Genomic DNA, 24,294 nt, shown 5'->3' with positions numbered 1-24,294 from the left:
CTTAATATGCCAATAATCTATATATAACATCTATCAGCACCAGCCCTGCTATACTCATCTGTAGCATAACTGAATGATGTGGGGCAAGTAATGGGGTTAGTGCTGATATAAATGATAATATTATTGTTAATACTACCATAGCTGCAAGTGTAGGAATTATTCCTGTTATTCCTAAAAATACTGTTATAAATAACCATAATAGAACATAGTAGGATATTGATTCAGCTATATAAATTATAGATGCTAACAAACCATAGTGCTCTGTCATGTATCCACTAACTATATCCTTCCCTTTAACAATACCAAATGGACTGTATGGTGATTTTGATGCTAAAAGTATAAAGAAAGCAAATGCTGCAATTGGGAGTTTAAAGATCAATGCTCCATTGGTTTGTTGATATGCTATAATGTCTGAAATTAATGTTGATTTCACAGCTAAATATACAACAGCTACAGCAGAGAATAAAGGAACCTCTGCAGCTGCTGAAAATACACTTCTAACCCCTCCCATCTTTCCATATGGTGATCCAGAAGATAATCCACAACCGTGTTCTACTATTTTTTGTAAGATGTATATGCCTATTAATATTAATAGGGATGATTTCAATACAACAGCTATTATTAAAGCTATTAACCAAATTGAAAGATCAAATAATGGGATGAATATATATAATGGATTTCCAGCTGTTATTGGAAATGTTATTTCTTTAAAGTAGAACTTTATTGTATGTAATAAATACTGTATAACAGGAGGTCCTGGTCTTCCTTGAATTCTTGCTATGAGCTTTCTATGAAAGCCTAGAAGGAGAGAACCTACTAAAAATGCATGAAATGTAAGGTTTAATATATATATTATTGACATGTCCATTATATCCCCCTAAATGGTAAATTACCTGGGTATTTTCTTCTAGTTTTTGGTATTAAAAATGATCCCACTCCATATAGGATAGAAGGTAGGGAGATTGAATATAAGATATAGCATAACCATCCACTTGTTATAACCATACCAAAAGCTGATAATATTCCAATTATTAATAAACATAACCCATACTTTCTTTCAGTATCCATTTAATATCACCTTATAGATAATAAAATTTCAACACTTCTAAGAATTAATAGTAATGATGATAAATGAATCATTAATATATATGGTGCCCCTGGAGCTCTAAACATCTCTGCTTTTGCAGCATAAAAGGGAGCCACTCCAGTCTCTCCAGCTACTCCAATAGAGAATAAAATTTTTTCATAAATTAGGTTAGTATTTATTTTATTTAGTTCTAATAGTGAAAGAGTACCTGTTTTTGCTAATACTAAACCTGCTGATGCAAAAAGTGGTAATGATGAGATTATAGCTATTAATCCATATTGATAGGCTGCATTTAAAACATGTTCTTTCTTCACTGCAGAGACAATCCCAATATTTGTTATCCCAATCAGTGCTAAGAATAGGCAGAAGTCAAATAAATCATATGTTAGCATAGCCCCAGCTGTAGCAATCCCACAAGCTATTGCCATAAATCTTCTTATCTTCAACTCTTCTAAGGGTATTTTTACTAACACATCCTCTCCAAATTTTTGAATTTCCAGCTGCTTTTCTGGCTTTGTTAAATAGACTATTATAGTAAAGACTATTGCAATAATAAACCCAATTATGGAAAAATCTGAGAATAAAAATATAATATCTCCAAATGGAACTAGTGCATAGATGTTTCCAAGTAATTCAATCATCTAATTCCCCTCTCACATATCCAATTAGCCCTAATTTATAACCTACTTTTATAACTAACCCTAAACCAGCCATTAATAGGAAGGCTAACCAGTATTTTGGAAATATGTAAAAGCCTAAGAATCCAAATATCCACAAAGCCCATGCTACCCCAGATAGTCCAGTAACTCCTTTCCACATATTCATAAGCTCTTTTCCTATAGCCTTTTGTGTTATAGCATAAAATAATAACCCAGAAGCCATTACTGCTCCTCCAGTAAAACCAGAAAGTATAGCTCCATAGATCACTAAAATAATAGCAAAGAACTTTGGAGCAGTTTCTAATATTTCCATTTCCACATCATATTTTAAAATTTTATCTTGTAAAGGTAGCCTAAACTCTTCAAAAATATCTACTTTTTTATTATTTTTAGATATAGAATTTCTTGTTAATAAAACTTGGGATACAGCTAATAATTCTGCTAAACTAACAACTAATCCTGGTAAAATTAAAGCTTCAGCTAAGTCTGTTGATATTGCTGCTAATATAATAAGCATAGCACTTTCAACAATATCAGTTAATATGAATGCATGTAAATCATCTTTTTGAAAATAAATAGCTAACAGTGAAAGAAAACCAATAATTAAAGCTATTAAGATAGTTAAACTGAAGATATTAATCACCTCCTATGGAAAAACATCCATGAGAATATCATAAATGATATTAATAGAACAGTACTTTCTAAAACTGTATCCATACCTCTGGTATAATATAATATTTCATCTAAAATCCCTCCTGGGGTAGAAACAATAGTAGTTCCAAAAAAATATGTTTTATCTTTGATAAATTCAGCTATTGGAGTAAGATAAGATGTAATTTTTCCTAAGTTTTTTAAATAGTTTGGATATTGAGCTTTGACAATGTTTCTATCATATGGGGCTAAAGGAGTTTTTAATATTTGAGAATGAGGTTTAGGCTTTGGATAGAGTTGATTAGGAATTTTGTAGTAATGATTAAAAAATCCAAATAATAAAAATATAGCTAAAAACAATGCAAATATTCTTGGAACTACTTCAGGCTTTGAAAGATAATTCCAAATTTTCCCAATCATAGTTATTCATCCTCTAATTTTTTGTATAATATTATTGATCTAACAAATATTATAGTTAGGATAGTATTAACTGCTATAAACGTCATTAACGCTAATGCCATATCATAGGCTAAAAATGCTAGACAAACTCCCATATTAACTACTTCTAAGTTTAAAAATCTAATTAATGGATCTTTTGTATCATATCCAACCAATGCTCCTAATGTGCCAAATATCAAAAGGAAGTAGCTTATGTATAAAATTATCATATTATCACTTTGTTAATATGGGTAGTTCTCTACCATATTTCTTTTTGCTTTTAACCATGGATAGGTATTTCATATAACCAATTAATAAAATTACTGTACATATAGGCTCTGTCAAAGAGGTTATTAGAGCAATATCTAAATAATAATAATAAACAATAAACAAAATTACTCCAATCTCAATTAGGGAAAGCAATATTATCTTATTTATAGGATTTTTATAAAAAATAACTCCTATTGCTCCTAATACACAACAAAGTGATGCTATATACTCTATCATGACGTCACCTTTCTGAATCTTTTACTTGAGCTAAAGTATAAGCTATTGCATTAGACGAGAGTGTTGAGCAGACAAAAAAGGTAATAGCTACAATTCCACCCATAGGAGATTTTACATATAAAGCTATTAAAGCAGATATACAGAATGAAAGGCAGCAAAGATATAATAGCTTTCTTTCTCTACTTCTTTCTAAAAATATTCTGATAAGCATTAATATTGCTATTATATAAATTATCTCTTCCATCCTATCACAGCTTTATAGATATTCCCTAGAACTTTAGATGCTTCTTTATGACATAAACCTTGAATTGTGAATATTGCTAAAACAGAACCTACAATAAAGCTTTCTGGAGTTATAAATGGTTTTAGCAATGTTATAATTACTGTTATTGATAATGCCCCAATACTTCCAGCATATCCAGGATCATGACAGAGTCTATTTCCAATCCAAACTAAAAATGCTGCTAATAACCCTCCATCAAATCCCATTAAATAAGTCATTATTGATCCTAATAAAGTTCCAGCTGAAGCATCAGGAGAACAAACAATATTTCCCATAAAATAACCACCATTTAAATTACCACCAATCTTCTCTATTTTTTCTCCAATAACTTTAGCTCCTAAAACTCCTGGTTTTTCTGGTAATCCAAAAATTGTATCTATTATAACAAAATTCAGCCAACATAATATTGTGGCTATAATAATTTCAATCATTACAAACACCAAAAATTTTATTAGAATACTTTGCAAAAACTGCTCCTATAATGCCAGATATAATTGAAAAGGAAATGCTATCAAAAAATAAGTATTTGAATATTACATAAAATCCTAAAGCTATTATTGGAGTGGGAAAAATTATAGATGTCTGAAAACTGAATTTACTTTTTGGAATTAGTGGAAGTTTAAATAAATAAGCAAATATCATTGAAACTATTATAGCTAAAATATACCCCATCAAAATTTCACCAGCAGTGTATTATTACACAGTCTCTTTTCACTCCATAAATTGGTGGAACTTCTTCTTTTGGAAATGATTGTATAATAATGTTTTTCTTTGTTTTTTCTGAACATTTTTTTTCTAATCTCCTTATGTCTGAACAGTCTAAAATAATGTCAACATAACTATCAATATGTTTTCCAAAAGCTTTAATTTTTCCCCTACTTATTTCTATTTTTTCTAAATTAATAACTTTTAATCTTTTTTTCATTTCATTTATAAGACTATCTTTATCAATTATTATGACAGGAAAACCATCTATATTTCTTATATACTTTATATCATTCTCTTTAATAATATTATTAACTAACTCTGCAAAAGCATCTTCAAATTTTAGTAGAGATAGGGTATCTAAAAGTTCAATAATGGGGTTTTTAGATTTTTCTGAAAAACATTTTAATAGTCCATAAGTTATAGCAGCAGCTATTAACTCACTAGCTTCTCTTTTCCCTTTTTCAAGCATACTTAAATGAGATTGGCTAATTCCACTCTCTTTAGCTAATCTTGATTGAGTAATTTTTAATTTTTTTCTAAATGATTGAATGTATCTTGGATTTAACAATATAGCTCTCTCAATAATCTCTAATTTTTTAAACATCATCTCACAAATATTCTTATGGAATAATTTTATTCCTACAGGAAATATTTAAATCTTTCTTAAATCATAATTTTTAAATTATATGATAAAAAATATATATTTTTGGTTGGGACCATGAAGGTTAATGTTAAAGATGTTAAAGCCTTTATAACAAAAGATGGATCCATAATTAGAGAGTTAATCCATCCAAAGTTTGCCAATTCTAAGCAGAGTTTAGCTTTAGCAGAAGTCCCTATAAATGGAAAAACATTATTACATAGGCACAAAACATCGGAAGAAATTTATTTTATTTTAGAAGGTAAAGGAAAGATGATATTAGATAATAAAGAGTTTGAAATAGAAATGGGTGATACAATTTTAATTCCTCCAAATACAAAGCATAAAGTTATAAATACAGGAGATAAACCCCTAAAAATTTTATGTGCTAGCTACCCTGCATACTCAGATAATGATACGGAGTTGTTAGAATGATATTAAAAAACTGTAAAATAGTTAAAGAAGATAGAATTGTTGAAGCTGATATAATAATAGATGGGGAAAAAATAAAGAAGATAGGAAAATGTATAAATGAAAATGATAAATGTATAGATCTAAAAGATTATTTTGTTTTTCCAGGGGTTATAGATGCACATGTACATTTGAGATGGAGAAGTAAAAAAGAGGGTTTTTATAGTGGATCATTAGCAGCAATAAATGGAGGGGTTTGTTTTGTTATAGATATGCCAAATGACAATCCACCAATTATAAATAAAGAACTTTTTTATGAAAAATTAAAAGAAGCTAAAAAACAGTTAGTAAATATATTTTTAAACTTTGGAGTAACTGATGAAAATTATAAATTAACATTAAGAGAGGCTAAAGCTTATAAAATATTTATGGTTAAATCTGTTGGAGAATTGTATATAAGAAATTACAGCAAATTAAAAGAAATATTAAGAGAAGATAAACTTTTTTGTATTCATGCAGAACATAAAGATATAATTGAAGAGAATTATAAAAAATTTTCATTAAATGATTGGAGTGACCATTGTAAAGTGAGATGTAAAAAAGCTGAAATTGAAGCTATAAAAATAATTTTAAATAATCTATCAAGAGCTAAAGTTCATTTTTGTCATGTGTCAACAAAAGAGGGTTTAGAAGTATTAAAAGATAAACCTGTAACTGTTGAAGTTACCCCTCATCATTTATATCTAAACTGTGATATGGCTAATGAATTGAAAGGATTGGGTAAAGTAAATCCTCCTTTGAGAGATAAAGAAGATAATATTGCCTTAATAAAAGCTTTAAATGATAGGGTAGATATTATAGCCTCAGATCATGCTCCACACTTGTTAGAAGAAAAGATGAAAGATGTAAAAAACTGCCCTTCAGGAATTCCAGGCTTAGAGACTTTAATCCCAATGACTTTAAATTTAGTTAATAGTGGTTATATATCCCTCTATACTGCTGCTAAATTACTATCTTACAACCCCTCAAGAATCTTTAATATAGATAATGGTATTAGAGAAGGTAATTACGCTAACTTAACAATAGTTGATATAAAGAAAGAAGGTAAAATAGATGTTGATTTATTTAAATCAAAAGCTAAATTTTCTCCATTTGAGGGATATAAGGTTAGGGGTTTCCCTATATATACAATTGTTAATGGAAAATTTTATGAAAGCTATGGTTATTATTTATAAGTATTTCTTAACATATAGCTCAGCATTTAAGACACTAGCTCCTGCAGCTCCTCTTATTGTATTATGCTCTAAAGCTAAGTATTTGACATCAAAAATTTTATCTTTTCTTATTCTACCAACAACTATACTCATCCCTTTTCCTGTATTTCTGTCTAATCTTGGTTGTGGTCTATCTTCTTCTTCTTTAATAACTATTGGCTTAGCATAAGTAGGCAAATCTAAATCTTTTAATGGATCAAATTTCTCCATAACCTCTTTAATTTCTTCTGGTTCAGCACCCTCTGAAGTTTTAACAAATATTGCTTCTAAATGTCCATCAATAACAGGAACTCTATGGCATGATGCAGAAACTTTAAAATCTGCAAATTTAACTTTATTATCTTCAAATTTACCCAATATTTTAAGAGATTCAGTTTCCATTTTTTCTTCTTCTTTTTTAATATAAGGAATTATATTATCCAATATCCCCATTGATGGAACTCCATTATAACCAGCACCACTAACAGCTTGCATTGTTGAAACAAAAACACTTTCTAATCCAAAATTATCCATTATGGGTTTTAATGTTATACATAAACAGATAGTTGAACAATTAGGATTTGTTATAATTGCTCCATCCCATTTTCTATTATCTCTTTGAATATCTATTAAAGCAAAATGGTCTTCATTAACTTCTGGGATAATTAATGGGACATCTTCTTCCATCCTATAAGCTGAAGCATTGGAAAAAACTAACTTATCTTCAGCAAATTTAGGTTCTAACTCTTTAGCTAAATCTGATGGTAAAGCTGAAAATACAATATCCACATCCTCAAACTCTTTGGCTTTAGGATCAGTTTTTATAACAGTCATATCTTTAACACTTTCAGGCATCCCTTCACTTAAATACCAATTGCAAGCTTCTTTATAAGTCTTACCTGCACTTCTCTCTGATGCTGCTAAGACTTCTAATGAAAACATTGGATGGTCTGCCAAAAGTTGAACAAATCTTTGTCCTACCAAACCTGTAGCTCCAAGAACTCCTACTTTTATTTTCATTCTATCACCTATTTACAAACTCCCAAAATGATTTAACAGCACTGGGATTTTTTGGTCGTTTACTTTTTATTAAATATAGATATCTAACAACATCAAAATCAACTATAGGCACAATCTTAACCAATCCTGCATTTTCAGCTTTCTTAGCAGGAATTTCTGAAACTATACTAATACCATACCCTTCAGAGACAGCTGTAATTACTGCTGAACTACTACCAAGTCTCATAACTATATTTAGATCCATTATAGAATATCCCTTTTCATTCAAAGCTTTTATAAATGTCTCCCTAGTTCCTGAACCTTCCTCTCTATCTATAAAATCTTCTTTTAATATATCTTCTAATCTCACATACTCTCTTTTAGTAAAAGGATGATTTGGTGGGACAATTAGCACAAGTCTATCTTTCCCTATAATAGTATAATCATAATTTTCATTCTTTAAATACCCTACTGCTATTATATCAGCCAACCCCTCCTCCAATGCTTTATAACAGTTTTTAGAGTCAGTTATTGTTATCTCAAAATCAACATTTTTATATTGATTCTTATACTCTTTTATAATTGATGGTAATACATGCTCTCCTGGTGTTGTTGATGCATATATTCTAATAACCCCTTCAGGATTTTCATGTATGGCTCTCATTAACATTTTAGCTTCATTTATTAAATCTAATATCTTTTCAGCTCTCTCAAAAAGTATTTCACCTTCAGGAGTTAGATCAACACCTTCAGGAGTTCTTAAAAAAAGCTGTGCATCAAAGAATTTTTCTAAAGCTGCAATATGGTTACTAACTGTACCTTGTGTTATACCTAACCTTTTTGCAGCTTTAGAAAAACTTTTTGTTTTAGCAGCAATAATAAATGTTTGAAAATAACTGACCTTTGGATCCATAATATCACCCATTAAAGTATTTAATAAACTAATATATATATCTAATGGGTAAAAGATAATTTAGGGTGATATTTTGGAAATAATACACTATATTGTAATATTATTAATGCTATTGTCAAGTTTAGCAGCACTATTACAAAAAGATCTAATCAAATCTATAATTCTTTCAGGATTTTCTGGCTTGTGTTTGGCTTATCTCTACTATGCTCTCTTAGCTCCTGATGTAGCTTTAACTGAAGCTATCTTAGGAGGTGCAATACTTCCAGCCCTCTTTGCTTTTACAATAAGAAGAACAGAGAGATTTGAAGATTAATATCTAAGTTTTCCTCCAATGTTTTTAATTATTTTAATAAATTCTTTCTCTTTTTCTCTTAACTCATCTTTTTTATATCCAAATATTCTAAATGTTACACTTTTCCAACCTTTTTCAATATTTTCTCCCTTATATACATCAATAATCTCAATATCAAACTTACTTTTTAATAAATCTAATATTGTATTCTCATCAACATTATCCTTTAATAATACAGATACATCAAAATAGATTCTTTTTAAATATCTCTTTTTTAGCTCTTTTAATTTTTCTCCATCAAATACCTCTACCCTAAGAACATTAAATTTCTCTAATTTTCCATTCTTATCCAATATAAGATAATCCCCATCTACCCCTTTTAATATCCCAAAATGTACATTGTTAGAATCAATATTTCTAATAGCTACTTCTTCACCTATCATATCCACTAATCTATTTAGTTCATTAGTTAAAGCAAATATTGCTTTATCAGAATAATAAACTCCTCTCTTAGCTTCAGATCCAAAATGTTTAGCTGCTTCTTTCATTATTTTGACAAATTTTTCTCTATCTTTATTTTTAACTACATTGCTAAGCTCTAAACAACAGTTTATAAAAGTTTTATGGATCTCTCCAATTCTTTTGTTAAACATTTGAATATCTGCATATAAATATGGATTTTGACCAATTATTCTTGCTATTATTGATAACATAAGTTCATAAACTGGAGAAGAATATTTTCTTGACTCTTTTATATCTACATTCAACTCTTTTAAAGTATATGCTAAACTTATAAAAGAAAAGTGGGTTAACCCTTGAACAACTGCCATTATTCTATCATGTTTCTCAGGGGTAGTTATTATTATCTTTGCTCCCTCTTTTTTCAAAAAATTATAGACCTTCTTAAACCATTCAGTATTTTTATGCCTCTCCAATGGAGTTAAAATTATTACTTGGCCAAATAAAGATGGAGCTGAAGGACCAAACATTGGATGTGTAGGGATAATAACAACATTTTTATTAGCATACTCTTCCATAGCTTTTGTAGGAATCTCTTTTATTGAAGTAATGTCCATTAATAAACAGCCATCTCTAACATGTGGAGCCACTTCTTTAATGACTTTCTCTGTAACATTAATAGGAACAGCTATTATCACAATATCCGCTTTTTTTGCAGCCTCTATGTTATCATTAATAAATTTAACTCCTAACTCTCTTTCCACTTTTTTTCCCTTCTCAACATCCCTTCCTGTAACTATAACATCAAAACCTTTTCCTTTTAAATATCTAGCAAACCATTTACCTAAGCCATCAGTACCTCCAATAATAGAGATTATCATATAAATCACCTAAATAAAATAATGGATTTAAAAATTATAAAATATATTACAAAGAATGTTAAAACTAAATATTGTGGTGATTATAAATGATTATTGCTGTTAGTGGTAAAGGAGGAGTTGGAAAGACAGCATTTACAACCTTACTAATTAAAGCTTTATCAAAAAAAACTAATAGTATATTAGTAGTTGATGCTGATCCTGATAGTAATCTTCCAGAAACTTTAGGTGTTGAAGTAGAAAAAACTGTTGGAGATATTAGAGAAGAGTTGAAAAAGGCTATTGAAGAAAATAAAGATATAGGTATGAGTAAGATTGATTATTTAAAAAGTAAAGTTTATGAAATTTTAGTAGAGACTGATAACTATGATCTCTTAGTTATGGGAAGACCAGAAGGTTCAGGGTGTTACTGTAGTGTAAATAATTGGCTTAGGCAGATAATTGATGAGTTATCTAAATATTATGAATATGTTGTTATTGATACTGAAGCAGGTTTAGAGCATTTGAGTAGAAGAACTACACAGAATGTAGATACAATGATTGTTATAACAGATCCATCAAAAAGGGGTTTAGGTACTGCTAAGAGAATAAAGAAACTTGCTAATGAATTAGAAGTTAAATTCAAAGATATATATGTTGTAGCTAATAAAGTAAAACCTGAGCATGAAAAGTTAATAGAAGAGTATGCCAAAGAATTAAAATTAAATTTAATAGGTAAATTACCATATAACAAAGAGATAGCTGAATATGATTTGAAAGGGATTCCTCTTTGGTATTTACCAGAAGATAATGAAGTTTATAAAAAAGTTAAAGAGATAGTTGATAAATATTTTTAGAGGCTGATGGGTATGTTAGAAAAAATGAGTGAAAATCTTACTAAAGCTATTAATAAAATAAAAAATGCAATGTTTGTTGATAAAAAGCTTATAAAAGAGGTAGTTAAAGATATACAAAAAGCTCTAATACAGGCTGATGTTAATGTTAGATTAGTTTTAAATCTTAGTAAAGAGATTGAAAGGAGGACATTAGAGGAAGAACCTCCAAAAGGGTTATCAAAAAAGGAGCATATAATAAAAATTGTATATGAAGAACTTGTTAAACTGTTAGGTGAAGAAGCTAAACCATTAAATATTGATCCAAAAAAACAAAATATTATCTTGCTACTTGGACTTCAAGGTTCAGGTAAAACAACAACAGCTGCTAAATTAGCAAGATATTTGCAAAAGAAAGGATATAGACCAGCTTTGATATGTGCAGATACCTACAGACCAGCTGCCTATGAGCAATTAAAACAGTTAGCTGACAAAATCCATGTACCTGTTTATTGGGATAATAAAAAACCAGAAGAGATTGTTAAAGAAGGTTTAGAGAAGTTTAAAAAAGCAGATGTTATTATTATAGATACAGCAGGTAGACATAAAGAAGAAAAAGGATTGTTGGAAGAGATGAAGAGAATAAAAGCTATTACCAATCCAGATGAAATTATTTTGGTTATAGATGGGACTATTGGACAGCAGGCTAAAATACAGGCTAAAGCTTTTAAAGAAGCTGTTGGAGATATAGGAAGTATTATTGTAACAAAATTGGATGGATCTGCTAAAGGGGGAGGGGCTTTAAGTGCAGTTGCTGAAATAAAGGCTCCAATAAAGTTAATTGGTGTTGGAGAGAAGATAGATGATTTAGAAGAATTTAATCCTAAGAAATTTATAGCAAGACTTTTAGGTTTGGGAGATATAGATAGTTTGTTAAAAAAAGCTGAAGAGATTGTTAATGAAAAAACAGAGGAAAGTATTGAAGCAATAATGAGAGGAAAATTTACATTAAATGAGTTATATGCACAATTAGAGGCTATAGAAAATATGGGGTCTATGAAAAAACTTCTTTCAATGATTCCAGGATTCTCTGCTATGCCAAAGGAATTGTCTCATTTAACTGAGGAAAAGATAAGGAAATATAAAGTAATAATAAGTTCAATGACAAAAGAAGAAAGAGAAAATCCAAAAATTATAAAAGCTTCAAGAATAAAAAGGATAGCAAGGGGTTCAGGAACTACAGAGAGAGATGTTAGGGAGGTTTTAAGATACTATGAAACTACAAAAGGGGCTATAGACAAAATTAGAAAAGGTAAGGTGTTGAAAATTGGAGGGCCTTTAGGGCAAATATTAAGGCAGCTGATGTATAAAGAGTGAAGATTATGGAAATGATAGAGAGGCTATTAAAAAGAATTGATAAAAAACCTGCAGTAGTTAAAGATGAACCATTTAAGGTGTTAGTTGCTGCTTTAATTAGTGCAAGAACAAATGACAACATCACTGAAAAAGTTATGAAAAAACTTTTTAAAGAAGTAAAAGATTTGGATGATCTTTTAGAAATTGATGAAGAAAGGTTATCTTCTCTATTATATCCAGTAGGATTTTATAGGAATAAAGCTAAATTGTTAAAGAAGTTAGCAAAAGTGTTAAAAGAGAGATACAATGGCAAAATTCCTGATAATTTAGAAGATCTTCTATCTCTCCCAGGAGTTGGTAGGAAGACAGCTAATTTAGTATTGACATTAGCATTTGATAAAGATGGAATTGCTGTTGATACTCATGTACATAGAATAACCAATAGATGGGAGATTGTAGATACTGAAACTCCTGAAGAGACAGAGATGGTATTAAGAAAGAAATTGGATAGAAAATACTGGAAGGTTATAAATCATATATTGGTTGTATTTGGTAGAGAGATATGTGGAGTTAAACCAAAGTGCTCTATTTGTTATAAAGAAATTAAAGAGTTGTGTCCTTATTATAAAAAGCTTTTACATTTTGAACACATAATTGATAAGTTTAAATATAAAAAAGTGTCAAAAAGTAAGATACCTAATGAGAAAGGAAGTTATATATTAAAAATTAAATTAAAAAAAGGAAGACTTATAAGATTTGGAAAAAATGAGAAATATTTTAAGAGTGGTTATTATTTTTATGTTGGTTCAGCCATGAATGGATTAAAAAACAGAATAGAAAGACATTTAAAAAATGAAAAAAAGATGTTTTGGCATATAGATTATCTTCTAAATTATGGAAAAATAGAGGAGATATATATAACAAATAATAATGTTGAGTGTGAAACTGCTAATGAATTTATAAAGGCATTTGATTACATTGAAGGCTTTGGCTGTTCAGATTGTAGTTGTAAAAGCCATTTATTCTATATGAAACTTTAAATATTAATTAATCTAAAAATAATTTTTGGGTGATAAAATATGATTCTATTTGAGTGGGGGACATATAATGCTTTATCTACATTAAAGCAAGCTTCCCTTCTAGGAACTAGAGTTACAGAAATTCCTCCTGCTATACTTTCAAGAAGATTACCTGAAGGTTATTATGAAAGTTATAAAAGGTTAGCTAAAGAGTATTTTTCAACAATCTTAGCTCATGGTCCATACTACCAATTATCATCAGAATCTGGATTAAGAGGGCATATATCAGCTATAGAAAAAGCATCTATTTGTGGAGCTGAGATATATAACTATCATCTTGGTAAAAGAGTGGGTGATGATATTAATTTTCACTTAGAGGTGTTAAAGAAGTTTAATGAAGTTAACAATTCCCTCATTTACTCTCCAGAACCTGCAACAAATATTGGAGAGTTTGGTAGTTTAGATGAATTATTGGAATTAGTTAAAGCTGCAAAAGATGAGGGAATAAAGGTTATACCATCACTACAATTAGAGAATATATTTTTAAATGAGTTAAAGGTTTATGAAACTGATGACCTAGAAGAAGCTTCTAAAAAGGCTGATATTGATTGGTGGTTAAAGATATTGTATAAAGTTGATAAAATATCAGAGTATATAATGCATTTCAGGTTCTCTCAGGTTATTGGTTTAAAATATAAAAATAGATTCTTTAAAAAGAGAGTGCCATTAGGTAAAGGATATCCACCATTAGAACCATTAGTTGAAGCTTTATCTACATATTTAGTTGATAATGCATTAAAAGGAGCATTTAAGAAAGTGTTATTTGTCTATACCGGATTACCAGAAGTTAAATATAAAGATTTAATTGATATTTATGCAATGATAATGAAAAGAGCTGTTGATAAATTAATGAGTAAAGAAGCTCAACTAGAATATGGTGAATTCTATAAAATACTAAATATTGAGGAAGAATGATGCTTAAAGATATTATAAATAAAATTTTATGGCACCCAAAATATAAGAGAGAGGATTACTATCTAATTATTTTACATAGAGGAGAGAAAGATAATAAAAAAATTATTCCAATGGACAAGATCAAGTTAGAGGGTGGGTATATCATTTATAATGATACATACATCCCCCTACATAGAGTTTTAGAAATAAGAAAAAAGAATGGTGAGTTGATTTATAAAAAGTGATGTTTATGGAACTTAAAGGTAGAGCTATATCAAAAGGTAGAGCTGAAGGTGTAGCTTTAGTTTCTAAAAAACCTTTCTCTTTTTTAGGTGGTGTTGATAAAGATGGAAAGATTATTGATAAAAACAGTGATGTTTATGGAGAATCTCTAAAAGGGAAGATATTTGTTTTTCCATATGGAAGAGGTAGCACTGTTGGAAGTTATGTTATATATAGCCTAGCAAAAAAGGGAATTTTAAAAGGAATTGTAAATAAAGAGTGTGAGCCAATAATTGCTAGTGGGGCAATATTGGCAGGAATACCACTGGTGGATAAGGTAGATATTGACAAAATAAAAAATAATGATTATATTATTGTTGATGGATATAAAGGAGTAGTTAAGGTGATAAGATGAGAAGATTATTAATCTTACTTATTGTTTTACCATTTTTAATGACATCAGGATGCTTGGAGAAACCTAAAATAGTTTCTAATGATATTGAATTCAAAAAGGTTGAAGCTGATACAACATTACTTAATGTAAAAATAACAGTGGAAAATCCAAATCCTATAGGGGTGCATATTAATAAAATATTTTTTAATATATTTTATATTAATAATGATGGTAAGTTAGAGTATTTAGGATATGGAGAAAAAGAGGATATTAATATTAATAGTGGAAACACTACAATAGAAATTCCTGTTCATGTTTTAAATAAGAATTTAGCTAAAGCTTTAATAGAAAGCGGAGGTGTGTTAAGGGTTAAAATAGATGGTAAAATAAATGTTGATCTCTTTTTAACATCAATAGATGTCCCAATCAGTTATGAAACTACACTAAATATTCCTGAATATGTTAAAGAAGAGTTAAAAGAAATGATAGCTAACTTATTATAAATTATTTTTTATTTTAAAATTTTTATTTTTTAAGGTGGAAACAATGGATATTAAAGATAGAATATTAAAATTAAAGGAGGAAAAGAATGCTATTATTTTAGCACATAATTATCAACCAAAGGAGATTTTGAAAGTAGCAGATTTTATGGGTGATTCTTTAGAGCTGTGTATAAAAGCTAAGGAAACTAGTGCAGATATAATTGTTTTCTGTGGAGTAGATTTTATGGCAGAATCAGCAAAAATATTAAATCCAGAAAAAAAGGTTTTAATGCCTGAAATAAAAGGAACACAATGTCCAATGGCTCATCAACTAACAAAAGATATTATTTTAAAATATAAAGAGAAATATGATGCACCATTAGTTATATATGTGAACACAACTGCTGAAGCTAAGGCAATGGCAGATATAACATGTACATCAGCAAATGCTGATAAAGTGGTTAATAGCTTATCTGCTGAAACAGTTCTATTTGGTCCAGATAAAAATTTAGCTTATTATGTTCAGAAAAGAAGTGATAAAAAAATCATACCTATCCCTGAAAATGGAGGATGTTATGTTCATCAAAGTTTTACAATTGAAGATGTTAAAAAAGCTAAAGAAAAATATCCTAATGCCGTTCTTTTAGTGCATCCAGAGTGCAATCCTGAAATACAAGATGTAGCTGATGTAATAGCAAGCACAAGTGGGATGGTTAAATATGTTTTAAATTCTGATGAGGAGGAGTTTATTATTGGTACTGAGAAAGATCTAATTGGAAGAATTGAGATAGAGTTAGAGAAGTTAGGTGAAAAGAAAAAACTGATTCCTTTAAGTGAGAAGGCAGTGTGTAAAGAAATGAAACAGATAAGTTTAGAAAAAATAGAAAGATGTTTATTAGAAGAAAAATATGAGGTTAAGTTAGATGAAGAGATTATTAGAAGAGCTAGAAAAGCTATTGAAAATATGCTAAAAGTGAAATAATGAGGGTTGAAGAAGAGGAGTTATTTAATAAGTATTTTAAAAACTTATCTCAAAGGGAAAGGGCCATATTTGAGGGAGGTATTAAATTAGGAGCTATATTTCATCAGTTTATAGGCACACCAGTTAGTAAAAAAAATAAAGATTTGTTAGAAAGAGCAATAGAAGAGTCTATAAAAAATCAGCCATTTGTGTATGATATAAAGGTCAAGATAAAAAATGTGTCTGAAAGATACAAAGCTTTAAGCGAAGATATGTTAGATGTGGATTTAATAATAAAAGTAAGTAATGTAAAAGCATATTTAAAATTAGAATATGTAAAAGAGTTAAGTTATCCACTAATGTATGTTAAAAAGGTGGAAGAATGAAAAAACTTTTAATAATAGCTCTAATTATAAGTTGTGTTTATGCTATTAATTATAAATATGTTAGCACAGTACCAATAGAGGTAGTTAATCTCTCTAATATTAATGTTAATGAATTAGAGAAGTATTTAAATGATAATAGATTAACCTTATTAATTTTAGATGAAAGAACTAAAAAGGATATAATTAAAGCTTTAAATATTACAATATCCCCTGACAAAATACCTGATTATGACAACTATACTTTAATTACAAATAGTAATTGTATTGTATATCCTAAAAAATATGTTTATTATGATGATGATGGAGCTTTAATCTATATCCCTCCAGCTAATATTTCATCAAAATCAATAAATTATACAAAAATCTCTGATGGAGTTTATGAAATAAAGAAAAATAAACTTCTTTTTTTATATCCTACAGATCTAAATGATAAAAAGACATTGGATATTTTAGGTAGATATATAGCTAAAAATAATGGGACTTTTGCATACATCAATAAAGCTCCTGCAGGATATGATAATATTTTAGTAGCAGGTGTTGGAGTTAGTAAAGTTATTCCTGATGAGAATGGGAAATATTGTATAAAAGTAGCAAAAAGGAAGATAAAGGTAAATTATTTAGATGATGAGGTTATTAATAAAAAAATAAAGGCCATAAAACTACTTTCTGCTTTTGGGATAAATGTTAGCTATATTGTATCTGGAGATGAGGCAATAAAACTGATAGAAAAATCTAATTTAAATAAAGAGGATTTAAAGCTTATTAACCAATATTGGTTTAAAAGTTATAAAAACTATACACACACATATATAAACCCAGAAAAATTAAATTATGATCTAGATATTGTTGCTTTAAGCTACTACCCATTGATATATGTTGATAAGTCACCAGAAACTTTTGAAAATGATCCTACTGTTGGTGGATATTATCCAACATTAATAAATTATGAGAGTGGATATTGGCAGTTGGGAGAAATTAGTGAAAACAGATATTATTATTTATATAAAGGAGAACCTTATTGGAATGGGAAAGCTAATGAAGTTTCTAAATGGTATTATAAAGGAGAACCTGTTCCTGAAAAAGAAAATAATAAAATGAATGATAGATATAAGTATTTCAATCATTGGTTTGTAAAGAATTATGGTTATGCATTGGCAAGTGGATGTAATGGACTATTTTTAGAAAGTTCTAATGAGGATTTAGTTAATGCAGTTTTAGGAAAAGATGGAGATTGGAAGTTAGATATTAATGGAAAAGTGAAATATCTTATAATCCCTGGAAAAAGAGGTTTTGAAATCTATAATGGCATCCCCATATTGAAAGTACCTACACCACTATCAGAGGTTTATGGGGTAAATATTTTAAATATAACCTACATCCCTCCAGAAGATGAAGAATTTGGAGTTTATATAGCAGATATTAGGCATTTCAATACAAATTTATTATTTAAGTTAAAAAATGAGGGAACATGTATAATGAACTTTAATCAAATGGTAAATTGGTTAAAAGATTATTATGAAAACAATATCCACCTAATAAATAAAAGCATAATTATTGTAAAAAATCCCAAAAATGTAAAAATTACTTTATATACAAATAAACAAATACTTGGAAATTTCAAACATTTAATAAAAAATAATGGAAGCTATATAATAGAATGCCCTAAAGTTATCATCTTAAGGTGAGTTTATGAAAGTTGGTTTCTATAATATACAAGGAGGAACAGGTAAAACTACAGTTGCTGCCAATTTTGCATATATTGTTAGTCAATCAACAAAAACTATATTTATTGACTGTGACATTTATGGAGGAACCTCATCAATAATTTTTAATTTAGAGGACAAAGAGCATAACTTAGCTTCATATTTGGCAGGAGAGTCAGTATTAGAGGATATTATATACACTTATGATGATCTTTCAGTAATTCCTTCTGATATGTCATCGAAGGTTTTTGCATATAAGATAGATGTCAGTAGGCTTGATCATTTATTAGACACTATTGAAGATGAGTATGATATTATAGTGTATGATTTCCCTCCAAACATTACTGAAGATAACCCATTATTAACTTATGTTGGGGAAAGTGAATTAATAAATAAAGTTATAATTGTTGGAGAAGATAGCCTTCCATCTATAGTAAATTCTCTAAAAACTATGGAGTTAGTTAAGGATTTAAATATCCCCACTATTGGGATTATAGTGAATAAATATAGGGGTATTGTTGATTTAGAAGATATTATTGATGATGTTATTGGGGTTCTACCCTATGATCAAAAGGTTGAAAGGCAGTGGGTAGAAAGTTTGCCCATAGCTAAATTAAAAACAAAGTTTTCAAAAGAGTTACAATTATTATCAAAAGATATAGCTAAAATATACTTAGAGAAAGATTTAGCTTCATTGAGAGCATTAAAATTAGCAAAAACTATATATGGGCTTCATGAGGATGAAGAAGAAAAAGAAGAAGAATTTAGTTTTAATCTAAATGAGAAATTTAAATTAGAGTGAAAATATGCTTGCTAAAAGAATTATTCCTTGCTTAGATATAAAAGATGGTAGAGTAGTTAAAGGAGTAAAATTTTTAAATTTAAAAGATGCAGGGGATCCTGTAGAATTGGCAAGATATTATGATGATGAGGGGGCTGATGAATTAGTGTTCTTAGATATAACAGCTTCAGCAGAAAGGAGAGATATTTTAATAGATGTTGTTGAAAGAACTGCTGATCAAGTTTTCATACCTTTAACTGTAGGTGGTGGGATAAAAAGTGTGGAAGATTTTAGGAAACTACTAAAAGCAGGGGCTGATAAAGTATCTGTTAATACTGCTGCTGTTAAAAATCCTAATCTTATAAAAGATGCTGCTGAAATCTTTGGCTCACAGTGTGTTGTATTGGCTATTGATGCCAAAAGGAATTATAGTGAAGGTGGAAAATACTATTTTGAAGAGGAAGGGAAAAAATTTTGGTTTGAAGTTTATATTTATGGTGGTAGGAAGGCTACTGGAATAGATGCAATTGAATGGGCTAAAAAAGCTGAAAGTTTAGGTGCTGGGGAGATATTATTAACTAGTATTGATAAAGATGGTACTAGAGAGGGTTATGATTTAACACTAATAAAAGCTGTTTCAGAGAGTGTCAATATTCCTATTATAGCCTCTGGAGGATGTGGCAAACCCGAGCATGTATATGAGGCATTTAAAGCTAAAGCAGATGCTGCACTTATGGCTGGAATATTACACTATGGGCTATATAAGATAAGAGATATTAAAGAATTTTGTCAAAAAAAAGGAATACCTGTAAGGTTATAATTCCACTTTTTTAAATTTTTATTTTTGAGGTCAAGAGCATGGATTTTATAGAGTATATAAAAGAAAAATTTCCATATAAAAATATTAGAAATCCACAAAAGAAAATGATGTTTAAAATATATAATTCAATTATTAATAGAAAACACCTTATTATAGAAGCTCCAACAGGTGTTGGAAAAACTTTAGCTTATTTGATCCCTTCACTATATTTTGCTGAAAGGGGAAAAAGGATAGCTATATTAACAGAAACTATTGATCAGCAATTAAGAATATATGAGGATTTAAAAACTTTAAAACATTCCATAAAAGTTTCTTTTTTTATGGGAAAACACAACTACTACTGTAAATCAAAGAAGGGTAAAGCTAATAGGCTATATTGTCAGTTAAATAGGAAGTGCATATATAAACCAAATAGAAAACCTATATGTTATTGTGGAGCTAGTAAGATAATGATTAAATTTGGAGAAAAAATTCTTTATTATTGTCCATTTTGCACATGTGAATATCAAAAAAATAAAATAGAGAGTGTTCTTGCTGACATAGTTGTTATGAACAATAGTATATTTTATCATTCAAAAGAAGAACTGGAAAAAAAGAGAGGATTTGATATTATAATATGTGATGAGGCTCATAAACTGGAAGATAGTATAAGAAGATCTGCTACAATAGAAATAAATTTTGATAATATCATAAACAGATTAAAATACATGGCTATGTATTATGCACCATCTTTATTAAAAAAGAGATTAAATCCTGAAAGTGATAGGTTTTGGGAGATTATTGAAAATTATTTAGAAAGTAAAAATGTTATGTTAGATATATGTAGGAGCGATATTATTTATAATGGTGTTTTGACAAGTAATTATTATAATTTAAATCTATCAATATTAGGAGCTATTTTGGATGGTTACAAACAAATATTGGGAATAAGGGAAATTGTAAACTCTTTTGATGATAATAAAGAGATAGATAAGAAAGATTTATATTTTGATTTTTATAGCCCATCTCTAATAAATATTGAAATGGATTTTGTTGAAAATAAGAATTTGGATTTATATATAGCAGAGTTTATAGAAAATATAAATAATCTTAGGTTTATAGATGAAAACTATGTTGTATATAAAAATAAAGAACAGCTCATTTGTGAACCAGTTTTTATTAACCATGTTTTAAAATCTTTATATGCAGATGCCACTGTTATCCACTGCTCAGCTACAATTGGAAATATTAAACTACATGCCTATAAAACAGGATTAAGTGAGTATGATTATCTAATATTGGAAAATCCATTTCCTAGAGATAGAAGAATGATTATAGCTTTAAAAGATGGAGTGAATATGAAATATGAGATTAAAGATAGAGATAAAGCTAATTATATATTACTAAAACTATTAGAAGCTATAAATGGAAACACACTAATACTTTTTAAAAGCTTTGAAGATCTTTACAATTTTCATAATTATTTAAAAGAAAATATTAGAAAAATAAATATTAAAAATAAAAATATACATGTTTATGAGCAAGGAATGGATGGAAAAGATGCAAAAGAGTTAAAAGAAAGGTTTATTGAAATCGGAGGGATAATGTTAGCAACAGGAAGATTTTCTGAAGGAGTAGATATACCTGGTGAAGCTTTAATTGGGGTAATTATTGATGCTTTACCTTTTCCAGTACCTACACCTCTACTAATGAGAGAACAGAGTTATCTAATGGAAAGAGGTTTTAGTAAATGGCAATCTTTTTTAATGACATCTTTTGATAAAATGGCAAAAACATTAATTCAAATGATAGGGAGATTAATAAGAACTGAAAATGATTATGGTGTAGTTGTAATTCAAGATCAGAGATTTTACAGATGGGTAGGTAAAGTTATGAAGGAAAAAGGATATTTAAAAGAGGATTATTCTGTAATGGGATTAGACGAGGCATTAAAAGAGATTCCAAAATTTATAAATAAATTTAGATCTCCTTATAGCTAATAAGTTTTGAGTAATCAACAACTTCATGCATTTGTTTAATTTCAACAGGAATTTCATTTTCCTTTAATAATACTATAGGATTTAAACCACCATTATATACAATTCCACACATGTCTTTTTCAACATTAATTCCAAAAATTTCATTATTTGGCTCCCCTATCCCTATAACACAGTTCCAATTCAGCCTATCCAAAACTTCCTCTATATCATCTTTAATAATTCTATGAAATTCTCTAAAACCTGCTAAAATAGTTGATTCACAATCAACAGCATCAAAAAATACTATATGGGGGTCTAGAGAAGAGCCATTATAAGCTATAATATCAATGAATCTCTTTTTTTCATTTTTAATTTCTAAAACTCCTCCATATTTGGGAATAGTGGGTAGAGAATGTTTTAATAATATCCCATCTATGGTTATAGAGCAGAGTGTTTGAATTTTTATTTTATCCTTTTCTTCTATAAATCCAAACTTATCTCCAATACCTAAATTATTTTTATAAGCTTCTTTTAATAGGTCTAATGCATCATCAGCATATTTTTTATCAATGTAACAAATATTGACAATAACTTTACCATCATGTTTATCTATATCATAATCTACCATACTCATAGCATTAACCATTTTATAAAATATAGTTTTTATTTTATAATTGGATTTCTTTTTTACAATTTTTCTTTCATTTTTTTCTAATTTGTGTAATGAATCTATTTTTACTAATAATTCCATTGGTTGTATATCAGCATAATAACCTTTCTCAGTAAATACTGCTATTGGTGACAGCCCCCCAATTAAAGCTATGCCTATAGAATCATCATCCACTTTTAAACCAAGAACATTCTCTTCTCCATAACTTATAACACACTTTAATTCATCATTTTTTAATATCCTTTCAAACTTTTCCATAGAACTTTTTGGTATATACCTAAAGTTGACTGGTAAATATCCATTCCCCTCTTCTAAAATTCCAACTACATCAGTTTTTTTCTCTTTTATAAAAACTTTTAGAGGGTCAATAGATGTAGCTTTATAATAAATAATCTCTTCAAATTTCACAGGCTCTCCATCTTCATATTTCACAATCCCTCCACACACATGTGTTGGAAGAATCCCATTTTTTATTAGAATATTATCAAAATTCAATGAGCATAGGGTATATAATTCTACATATTTTCCTTTATCAACAATACCTACTCTATCCCCAACAGCAAAACCGCTGTTATATATCTTTTTTATTTCCTTAATAACAACATTAAAATCAGCATAAATATATGCCCTATTAACAATAGCATATCTATCATAATAATTAAAAGAGAGCATTTTCTCTAAAATATTTGAATATATACTTCCCAATCTATAAAAAACATCAGCCTTTCTCAACTCCTCCAAACCCTTTTCAGTTATTATCCTTCCAACATATCCTACCTTTTTTGTTAAACCTAAACTATCCAAAATCTTTAAATGGTATCTAACAGCCCTTTCACCTATTTTATAGCCTCTTTTTGATAATTCTTTAGCTATTATTGTAGCCCCAACAGGTTCTTTATATTTTGATAGTATATCCAATATTTCAATTAATTTTCTATCTAAATCCATTTATAACACCTTAAATATCATTTAACATAATTTTTTAAAATCCCTATATTCTCTATTTCACACTCTACAACATCCCCTCTTTTAATCTCTGAAACTCCTGGAGGAGTGCCAGTGGAAATTATATCTCCAGGATATAATGTCATTATTGATGATACAAACTCTAATAGGTAGTAGATATCAAATATCATATTTTTAGTGTTTGACTTTTGCCTTACCTCATTATTAACTCTACACTCTATTTTTAAATTCATTGGGTCTATATCTTTAACAATTCTTGGCCCTATTGGACAAAAAGTATCAAAACTCTTAGCTCTTGTCCATTGTCCATCTTTTTTTTGCAGATCTCTTGCAGTTACATCATTTAAAATAGTGTATCCTAAAATATAATCTTCATGATCTTTTTTTACATCTTTACATTTTTTCTTTATAATAAATGCTAATTCTACTTCATGATCTAATCTTTTACATATCTTTGGTTTTATAATATAATCTCCATCATAAATTATAGATGATGGAGGCTTTAAAAAAATGATAGGTTCATCAGGAATAGGAAGATTTAGCTCTTTTGCATGATCTATGTAATTGAGACCTACACAAACAATTTTTGTAGGATTAATCTTTCTTATATCCAAGATTTCTCACCTTAAAAA

32 protein-coding genes are annotated in these 24,294 nt (G+C 28.7%); 16 read left to right on the top strand and 16 right to left on the bottom strand.

Going from position 1 to position 24,294, the window contains the following annotated elements:
- Position 1: 1 nt before the first annotated feature.
- Genes METVI_RS0100335 through METVI_RS0100285 form a run of 11 tightly spaced genes read right to left on the bottom strand, consistent with a single transcriptional unit; the run spans position 2 to position 4,937 of the window.
- Positions 2-868 (bottom strand): respiratory chain complex I subunit 1 family protein, encoded by an 867-nt coding sequence (locus METVI_RS0100335; RefSeq protein ID WP_004589798.1) that lies wholly within the window; start codon positions 866-868, stop codon positions 2-4.
- The gene (locus tag METVI_RS0100330; protein ID WP_004589797.1) at positions 868-1,068 is read right to left on the bottom strand and encodes a hypothetical protein; all 201 of its coding nucleotides are present in this window, start codon (positions 1,066-1,068) and stop codon (positions 868-870) included. Before METVI_RS0100330 ends, METVI_RS0100335 begins: the two co-directional genes overlap by 1 nt.
- 6 nt (positions 1,069-1,074) lie before the next feature.
- Complete coding sequence (locus METVI_RS0100325; protein ID WP_004589796.1) at positions 1,075-1,728, bottom strand: proton-conducting transporter transmembrane domain-containing protein; 654 nt, start codon at positions 1,726-1,728, stop codon at positions 1,075-1,077.
- A complete protein-coding gene (locus METVI_RS0100320) occupies positions 1,721-2,389 on the bottom strand; it encodes an EhaG family protein (protein ID WP_004589795.1) in 669 nt (222 codons plus the stop codon). Before METVI_RS0100320 ends, METVI_RS0100325 begins: the two co-directional genes overlap by 8 nt.
- Positions 2,386-2,817, bottom strand: coding sequence for an EhaF family protein (locus METVI_RS0100315; RefSeq protein WP_004589794.1), 432 nt, complete (start codon positions 2,815-2,817; stop codon positions 2,386-2,388). The genes METVI_RS0100320 and METVI_RS0100315 overlap by 4 nt, the downstream gene beginning before the upstream one ends.
- Positions 2,818-2,819: 2 nt before the next feature.
- Positions 2,820-3,065, bottom strand: coding sequence for an EhaE family protein (locus METVI_RS0100310; RefSeq protein WP_004589793.1), 246 nt, complete (start codon positions 3,063-3,065; stop codon positions 2,820-2,822).
- 4 nt (positions 3,066-3,069) lie between these two features.
- Positions 3,070-3,342: a DUF2108 domain-containing protein gene (locus tag METVI_RS0100305; protein WP_004589792.1), complete on the bottom strand. Its 273-nt coding sequence runs from the start codon at positions 3,340-3,342 to the stop codon at positions 3,070-3,072.
- Positions 3,343-3,346: 4 nt separating this feature from the next.
- Positions 3,347-3,586, bottom strand: a complete 240-nt coding sequence (locus METVI_RS0100300) for a DUF2109 domain-containing protein (protein WP_004589791.1) — start codon at positions 3,584-3,586, stop codon at positions 3,347-3,349.
- Positions 3,574-4,056 carry a hypothetical protein gene (locus METVI_RS0100295; protein ID WP_004589790.1) on the bottom strand — a complete coding sequence of 161 codons (483 nt, stop codon included), beginning with the start codon at positions 4,054-4,056 and terminating at the stop codon, positions 3,574-3,576. Before METVI_RS0100295 ends, METVI_RS0100300 begins: the two co-directional genes overlap by 13 nt.
- Complete coding sequence (ehaA, locus tag METVI_RS0100290) at positions 4,049-4,297, bottom strand: energy-converting NiFe hydrogenase A subunit EhaA (protein WP_004589789.1); 249 nt, start codon at positions 4,295-4,297, stop codon at positions 4,049-4,051. Before ehaA ends, METVI_RS0100295 begins: the two co-directional genes overlap by 8 nt.
- Positions 4,298-4,304: 7 nt before the next feature.
- A complete protein-coding gene (locus METVI_RS0100285; RefSeq protein ID WP_004589788.1) occupies positions 4,305-4,937 on the bottom strand; it encodes a helix-turn-helix domain-containing protein in 633 nt (210 codons plus the stop codon).
- A 114-nt stretch (positions 4,938-5,051) separates the two neighbouring features.
- Between METVI_RS0100285 and METVI_RS0100280 the strand changes: the two genes are divergently transcribed.
- Both METVI_RS0100280 and pyrC read left to right on the top strand, forming a co-directional pair.
- Positions 5,052-5,408 carry a cupin domain-containing protein gene (locus tag METVI_RS0100280; protein ID WP_004589787.1) on the top strand — a complete coding sequence of 119 codons (357 nt, stop codon included), beginning with the start codon at positions 5,052-5,054 and terminating at the stop codon, positions 5,406-5,408.
- Positions 5,405-6,619, top strand: coding sequence for a dihydroorotase (pyrC, locus tag METVI_RS0100275; protein WP_004589786.1), 1,215 nt, complete (start codon positions 5,405-5,407; stop codon positions 6,617-6,619). Before METVI_RS0100280 ends, pyrC begins: the two co-directional genes overlap by 4 nt.
- On the opposite strand, the gene asd is transcribed toward pyrC, so the two are convergent.
- Together asd and METVI_RS0100265 are read right to left on the bottom strand one after the other, a co-directional pair.
- Positions 6,614-7,657 (bottom strand): aspartate-semialdehyde dehydrogenase, encoded by a 1,044-nt coding sequence (gene asd, locus METVI_RS0100270; RefSeq protein ID WP_004589785.1) that lies wholly within the window; start codon positions 7,655-7,657, stop codon positions 6,614-6,616. The genes pyrC and asd overlap by 6 nt on opposite strands.
- A 4-nt stretch (positions 7,658-7,661) precedes the next feature.
- Complete coding sequence (locus METVI_RS0100265; RefSeq protein ID WP_004589784.1) at positions 7,662-8,549, bottom strand: selenium metabolism-associated LysR family transcriptional regulator; 888 nt, start codon at positions 8,547-8,549, stop codon at positions 7,662-7,664.
- 73 nt (positions 8,550-8,622) lie between these two features.
- Between METVI_RS0100265 and METVI_RS0100260 the strand changes: the two genes are divergently transcribed.
- Positions 8,623-8,862 carry a DUF4040 domain-containing protein gene (locus METVI_RS0100260; protein WP_004589783.1) on the top strand — a complete coding sequence of 80 codons (240 nt, stop codon included), beginning with the start codon at positions 8,623-8,625 and terminating at the stop codon, positions 8,860-8,862.
- Here METVI_RS0100260 and METVI_RS0100255 read toward each other — a convergent pair.
- Complete coding sequence (locus METVI_RS0100255) at positions 8,859-10,181, bottom strand: prephenate dehydrogenase (RefSeq protein ID WP_004589782.1); 1,323 nt, start codon at positions 10,179-10,181, stop codon at positions 8,859-8,861. The two genes, METVI_RS0100260 and METVI_RS0100255, sit on opposite strands and share 4 nt — an antisense overlap.
- A gap of 86 nt (positions 10,182-10,267) precedes the next feature.
- On the opposite strand from METVI_RS0100255, the gene METVI_RS0100250 reads away from it, so the two are divergent.
- From METVI_RS0100250 to METVI_RS0100190, 13 genes are read left to right on the top strand one after another with little or no spacing between them, the layout of a single operon-like run.
- A complete protein-coding gene (locus METVI_RS0100250) occupies positions 10,268-11,014 on the top strand; it encodes an ATP-binding protein (RefSeq protein ID WP_004589781.1) in 747 nt (248 codons plus the stop codon).
- A 12-nt stretch (positions 11,015-11,026) separates the two neighbouring features.
- Complete coding sequence (locus tag METVI_RS0100245) at positions 11,027-12,367, top strand: signal recognition particle protein Srp54 (protein ID WP_004589780.1); 1,341 nt, start codon at positions 11,027-11,029, stop codon at positions 12,365-12,367.
- A 5-nt stretch (positions 12,368-12,372) separates the two neighbouring features.
- Entirely contained in the window at positions 12,373-13,386 is a 1,014-nt protein-coding gene (locus METVI_RS0100240) for a DUF123 domain-containing protein (RefSeq protein ID WP_004589779.1), read from the top strand.
- A 39-nt stretch (positions 13,387-13,425) separates the two neighbouring features.
- Positions 13,426-14,340 carry an apurinic/apyrimidinic endonuclease family protein gene (locus tag METVI_RS0100235; protein WP_004589778.1) on the top strand — a complete coding sequence of 305 codons (915 nt, stop codon included), beginning with the start codon at positions 13,426-13,428 and terminating at the stop codon, positions 14,338-14,340.
- The gene (locus METVI_RS0100230; protein ID WP_017980919.1) at positions 14,337-14,564 is read left to right on the top strand and encodes an RNA repair domain-containing protein; all 228 of its coding nucleotides are present in this window, start codon (positions 14,337-14,339) and stop codon (positions 14,562-14,564) included. Before METVI_RS0100235 ends, METVI_RS0100230 begins: the two co-directional genes overlap by 4 nt.
- A 5-nt stretch (positions 14,565-14,569) precedes the next feature.
- Positions 14,570-14,956, top strand: a complete 387-nt coding sequence (locus METVI_RS0100225; protein ID WP_017980918.1) for a DUF126 domain-containing protein — start codon at positions 14,570-14,572, stop codon at positions 14,954-14,956.
- Positions 14,953-15,438: an LEA type 2 family protein gene (locus tag METVI_RS0100220; protein ID WP_004589909.1), complete on the top strand. Its 486-nt coding sequence runs from the start codon at positions 14,953-14,955 to the stop codon at positions 15,436-15,438. The genes METVI_RS0100225 and METVI_RS0100220 overlap by 4 nt, the downstream gene beginning before the upstream one ends.
- A 43-nt stretch (positions 15,439-15,481) precedes the next feature.
- Complete coding sequence (gene nadA / locus METVI_RS0100215; protein ID WP_004589910.1) at positions 15,482-16,399, top strand: quinolinate synthase NadA; 918 nt, start codon at positions 15,482-15,484, stop codon at positions 16,397-16,399.
- Positions 16,399-16,764: a dihydroneopterin aldolase family protein gene (locus METVI_RS0100210; protein WP_004589911.1), complete on the top strand. Its 366-nt coding sequence runs from the start codon at positions 16,399-16,401 to the stop codon at positions 16,762-16,764. Before nadA ends, METVI_RS0100210 begins: the two co-directional genes overlap by 1 nt.
- Positions 16,761-18,449, top strand: a complete 1,689-nt coding sequence (locus METVI_RS0100205) for a hypothetical protein (protein WP_004589912.1) — start codon at positions 16,761-16,763, stop codon at positions 18,447-18,449. The genes METVI_RS0100210 and METVI_RS0100205 overlap by 4 nt, the downstream gene beginning before the upstream one ends.
- 4 nt (positions 18,450-18,453) lie before the next feature.
- Positions 18,454-19,269 carry a MinD/ParA family ATP-binding protein gene (locus METVI_RS0100200; RefSeq protein ID WP_004589913.1) on the top strand — a complete coding sequence of 272 codons (816 nt, stop codon included), beginning with the start codon at positions 18,454-18,456 and terminating at the stop codon, positions 19,267-19,269.
- A gap of 4 nt (positions 19,270-19,273) precedes the next feature.
- Positions 19,274-20,068: an imidazole glycerol phosphate synthase subunit HisF gene (hisF, locus tag METVI_RS0100195; protein ID WP_017980917.1), complete on the top strand. Its 795-nt coding sequence runs from the start codon at positions 19,274-19,276 to the stop codon at positions 20,066-20,068.
- Between the two features lie 38 nt (positions 20,069-20,106).
- On the top strand, positions 20,107-22,047 hold the full coding sequence (locus METVI_RS0100190; RefSeq protein ID WP_004589914.1) for an ATP-dependent DNA helicase: 1,941 nt from the start codon (positions 20,107-20,109) through the stop codon (positions 22,045-22,047).
- On the opposite strand, the gene METVI_RS0100185 is transcribed toward METVI_RS0100190, so the two are convergent.
- Both METVI_RS0100185 and METVI_RS0100180 read right to left on the bottom strand, forming a co-directional pair.
- On the bottom strand, positions 22,028-23,644 hold the full coding sequence (locus tag METVI_RS0100185; RefSeq protein ID WP_004589915.1) for a DUF128 domain-containing protein: 1,617 nt from the start codon (positions 23,642-23,644) through the stop codon (positions 22,028-22,030). The genes METVI_RS0100190 and METVI_RS0100185 overlap by 20 nt on opposite strands.
- 17 nt (positions 23,645-23,661) lie before the next feature.
- A complete protein-coding gene (locus METVI_RS0100180) occupies positions 23,662-24,276 on the bottom strand; it encodes a fumarylacetoacetate hydrolase family protein (protein WP_004589916.1) in 615 nt (204 codons plus the stop codon).
- Positions 24,277-24,294: the final 18 nt, after the last annotated feature.

The organism is Methanocaldococcus villosus KIN24-T80, assembly GCF_000371805.1.
In the GTDB taxonomy this organism is placed as follows: domain Archaea; phylum AGJL01; class Methanococci; order Methanococcales; family Methanocaldococcaceae; genus Methanocaldococcus; species Methanocaldococcus villosus.
The sequence above is the reverse complement of the archived record's forward strand: the minus strand, read 5'-3'. Positions and strand labels throughout refer to the sequence as shown.

Coding starts and splice junctions, on each gene's coding strand:
- METVI_RS0100335 (WP_004589798.1), bottom strand. CDS start 868: ATGGACATGTCAATAATATATATATTAAACCTTACATTTCATGCATTT.
- METVI_RS0100330 (WP_004589797.1), bottom strand. CDS start 1,068: ATGGATACTGAAAGAAAGTATGGGTTATGTTTATTAATAATTGGAATA.
- METVI_RS0100325 (WP_004589796.1), bottom strand. CDS start 1,728: ATGATTGAATTACTTGGAAACATCTATGCACTAGTTCCATTTGGAGAT.
- METVI_RS0100315 (WP_004589794.1), bottom strand. CDS start 2,817: ATGATTGGGAAAATTTGGAATTATCTTTCAAAGCCTGAAGTAGTTCCA.
- METVI_RS0100310 (WP_004589793.1), bottom strand. CDS start 3,065: ATGATAATTTTATACATAAGCTACTTCCTTTTGATATTTGGCACATTA.
- METVI_RS0100305 (WP_004589792.1), bottom strand. CDS start 3,342: ATGATAGAGTATATAGCATCACTTTGTTGTGTATTAGGAGCAATAGGA.
- METVI_RS0100300 (WP_004589791.1), bottom strand. CDS start 3,586: ATGGAAGAGATAATTTATATAATAGCAATATTAATGCTTATCAGAATA.
- METVI_RS0100295 (WP_004589790.1), bottom strand. CDS start 4,056: ATGATTGAAATTATTATAGCCACAATATTATGTTGGCTGAATTTTGTT.
- ehaA (WP_004589789.1), bottom strand. CDS start 4,297: ATGGGGTATATTTTAGCTATAATAGTTTCAATGATATTTGCTTATTTA.
- METVI_RS0100285 (WP_004589788.1), bottom strand. CDS start 4,937: ATGTTTAAAAAATTAGAGATTATTGAGAGAGCTATATTGTTAAATCCA.
- METVI_RS0100280 (WP_004589787.1), top strand. CDS start 5,052: ATGAAGGTTAATGTTAAAGATGTTAAAGCCTTTATAACAAAAGATGGA.
- pyrC (WP_004589786.1), top strand. CDS start 5,405: ATGATATTAAAAAACTGTAAAATAGTTAAAGAAGATAGAATTGTTGAA.
- asd (WP_004589785.1), bottom strand. CDS start 7,657: ATGAAAATAAAAGTAGGAGTTCTTGGAGCTACAGGTTTGGTAGGACAA.
- METVI_RS0100265 (WP_004589784.1), bottom strand. CDS start 8,549: ATGGATCCAAAGGTCAGTTATTTTCAAACATTTATTATTGCTGCTAAA.
- METVI_RS0100255 (WP_004589782.1), bottom strand. CDS start 10,181: ATGATAATCTCTATTATTGGAGGTACTGATGGCTTAGGTAAATGGTTT.
- METVI_RS0100250 (WP_004589781.1), top strand. CDS start 10,268: ATGATTATTGCTGTTAGTGGTAAAGGAGGAGTTGGAAAGACAGCATTT.
- METVI_RS0100245 (WP_004589780.1), top strand. CDS start 11,027: ATGTTAGAAAAAATGAGTGAAAATCTTACTAAAGCTATTAATAAAATA.
- METVI_RS0100240 (WP_004589779.1), top strand. CDS start 12,373: ATGGAAATGATAGAGAGGCTATTAAAAAGAATTGATAAAAAACCTGCA.
- METVI_RS0100235 (WP_004589778.1), top strand. CDS start 13,426: ATGATTCTATTTGAGTGGGGGACATATAATGCTTTATCTACATTAAAG.
- METVI_RS0100230 (WP_017980919.1), top strand. CDS start 14,337: ATGATGCTTAAAGATATTATAAATAAAATTTTATGGCACCCAAAATAT.
- METVI_RS0100225 (WP_017980918.1), top strand. CDS start 14,570: ATGGAACTTAAAGGTAGAGCTATATCAAAAGGTAGAGCTGAAGGTGTA.
- METVI_RS0100220 (WP_004589909.1), top strand. CDS start 14,953: ATGAGAAGATTATTAATCTTACTTATTGTTTTACCATTTTTAATGACA.
- nadA (WP_004589910.1), top strand. CDS start 15,482: ATGGATATTAAAGATAGAATATTAAAATTAAAGGAGGAAAAGAATGCT.
- METVI_RS0100210 (WP_004589911.1), top strand. CDS start 16,399: ATGAGGGTTGAAGAAGAGGAGTTATTTAATAAGTATTTTAAAAACTTA.
- METVI_RS0100205 (WP_004589912.1), top strand. CDS start 16,761: ATGAAAAAACTTTTAATAATAGCTCTAATTATAAGTTGTGTTTATGCT.
- METVI_RS0100200 (WP_004589913.1), top strand. CDS start 18,454: ATGAAAGTTGGTTTCTATAATATACAAGGAGGAACAGGTAAAACTACA.
- hisF (WP_017980917.1), top strand. CDS start 19,274: ATGCTTGCTAAAAGAATTATTCCTTGCTTAGATATAAAAGATGGTAGA.
- METVI_RS0100190 (WP_004589914.1), top strand. CDS start 20,107: ATGGATTTTATAGAGTATATAAAAGAAAAATTTCCATATAAAAATATT.
- METVI_RS0100185 (WP_004589915.1), bottom strand. CDS start 23,644: ATGGATTTAGATAGAAAATTAATTGAAATATTGGATATACTATCAAAA.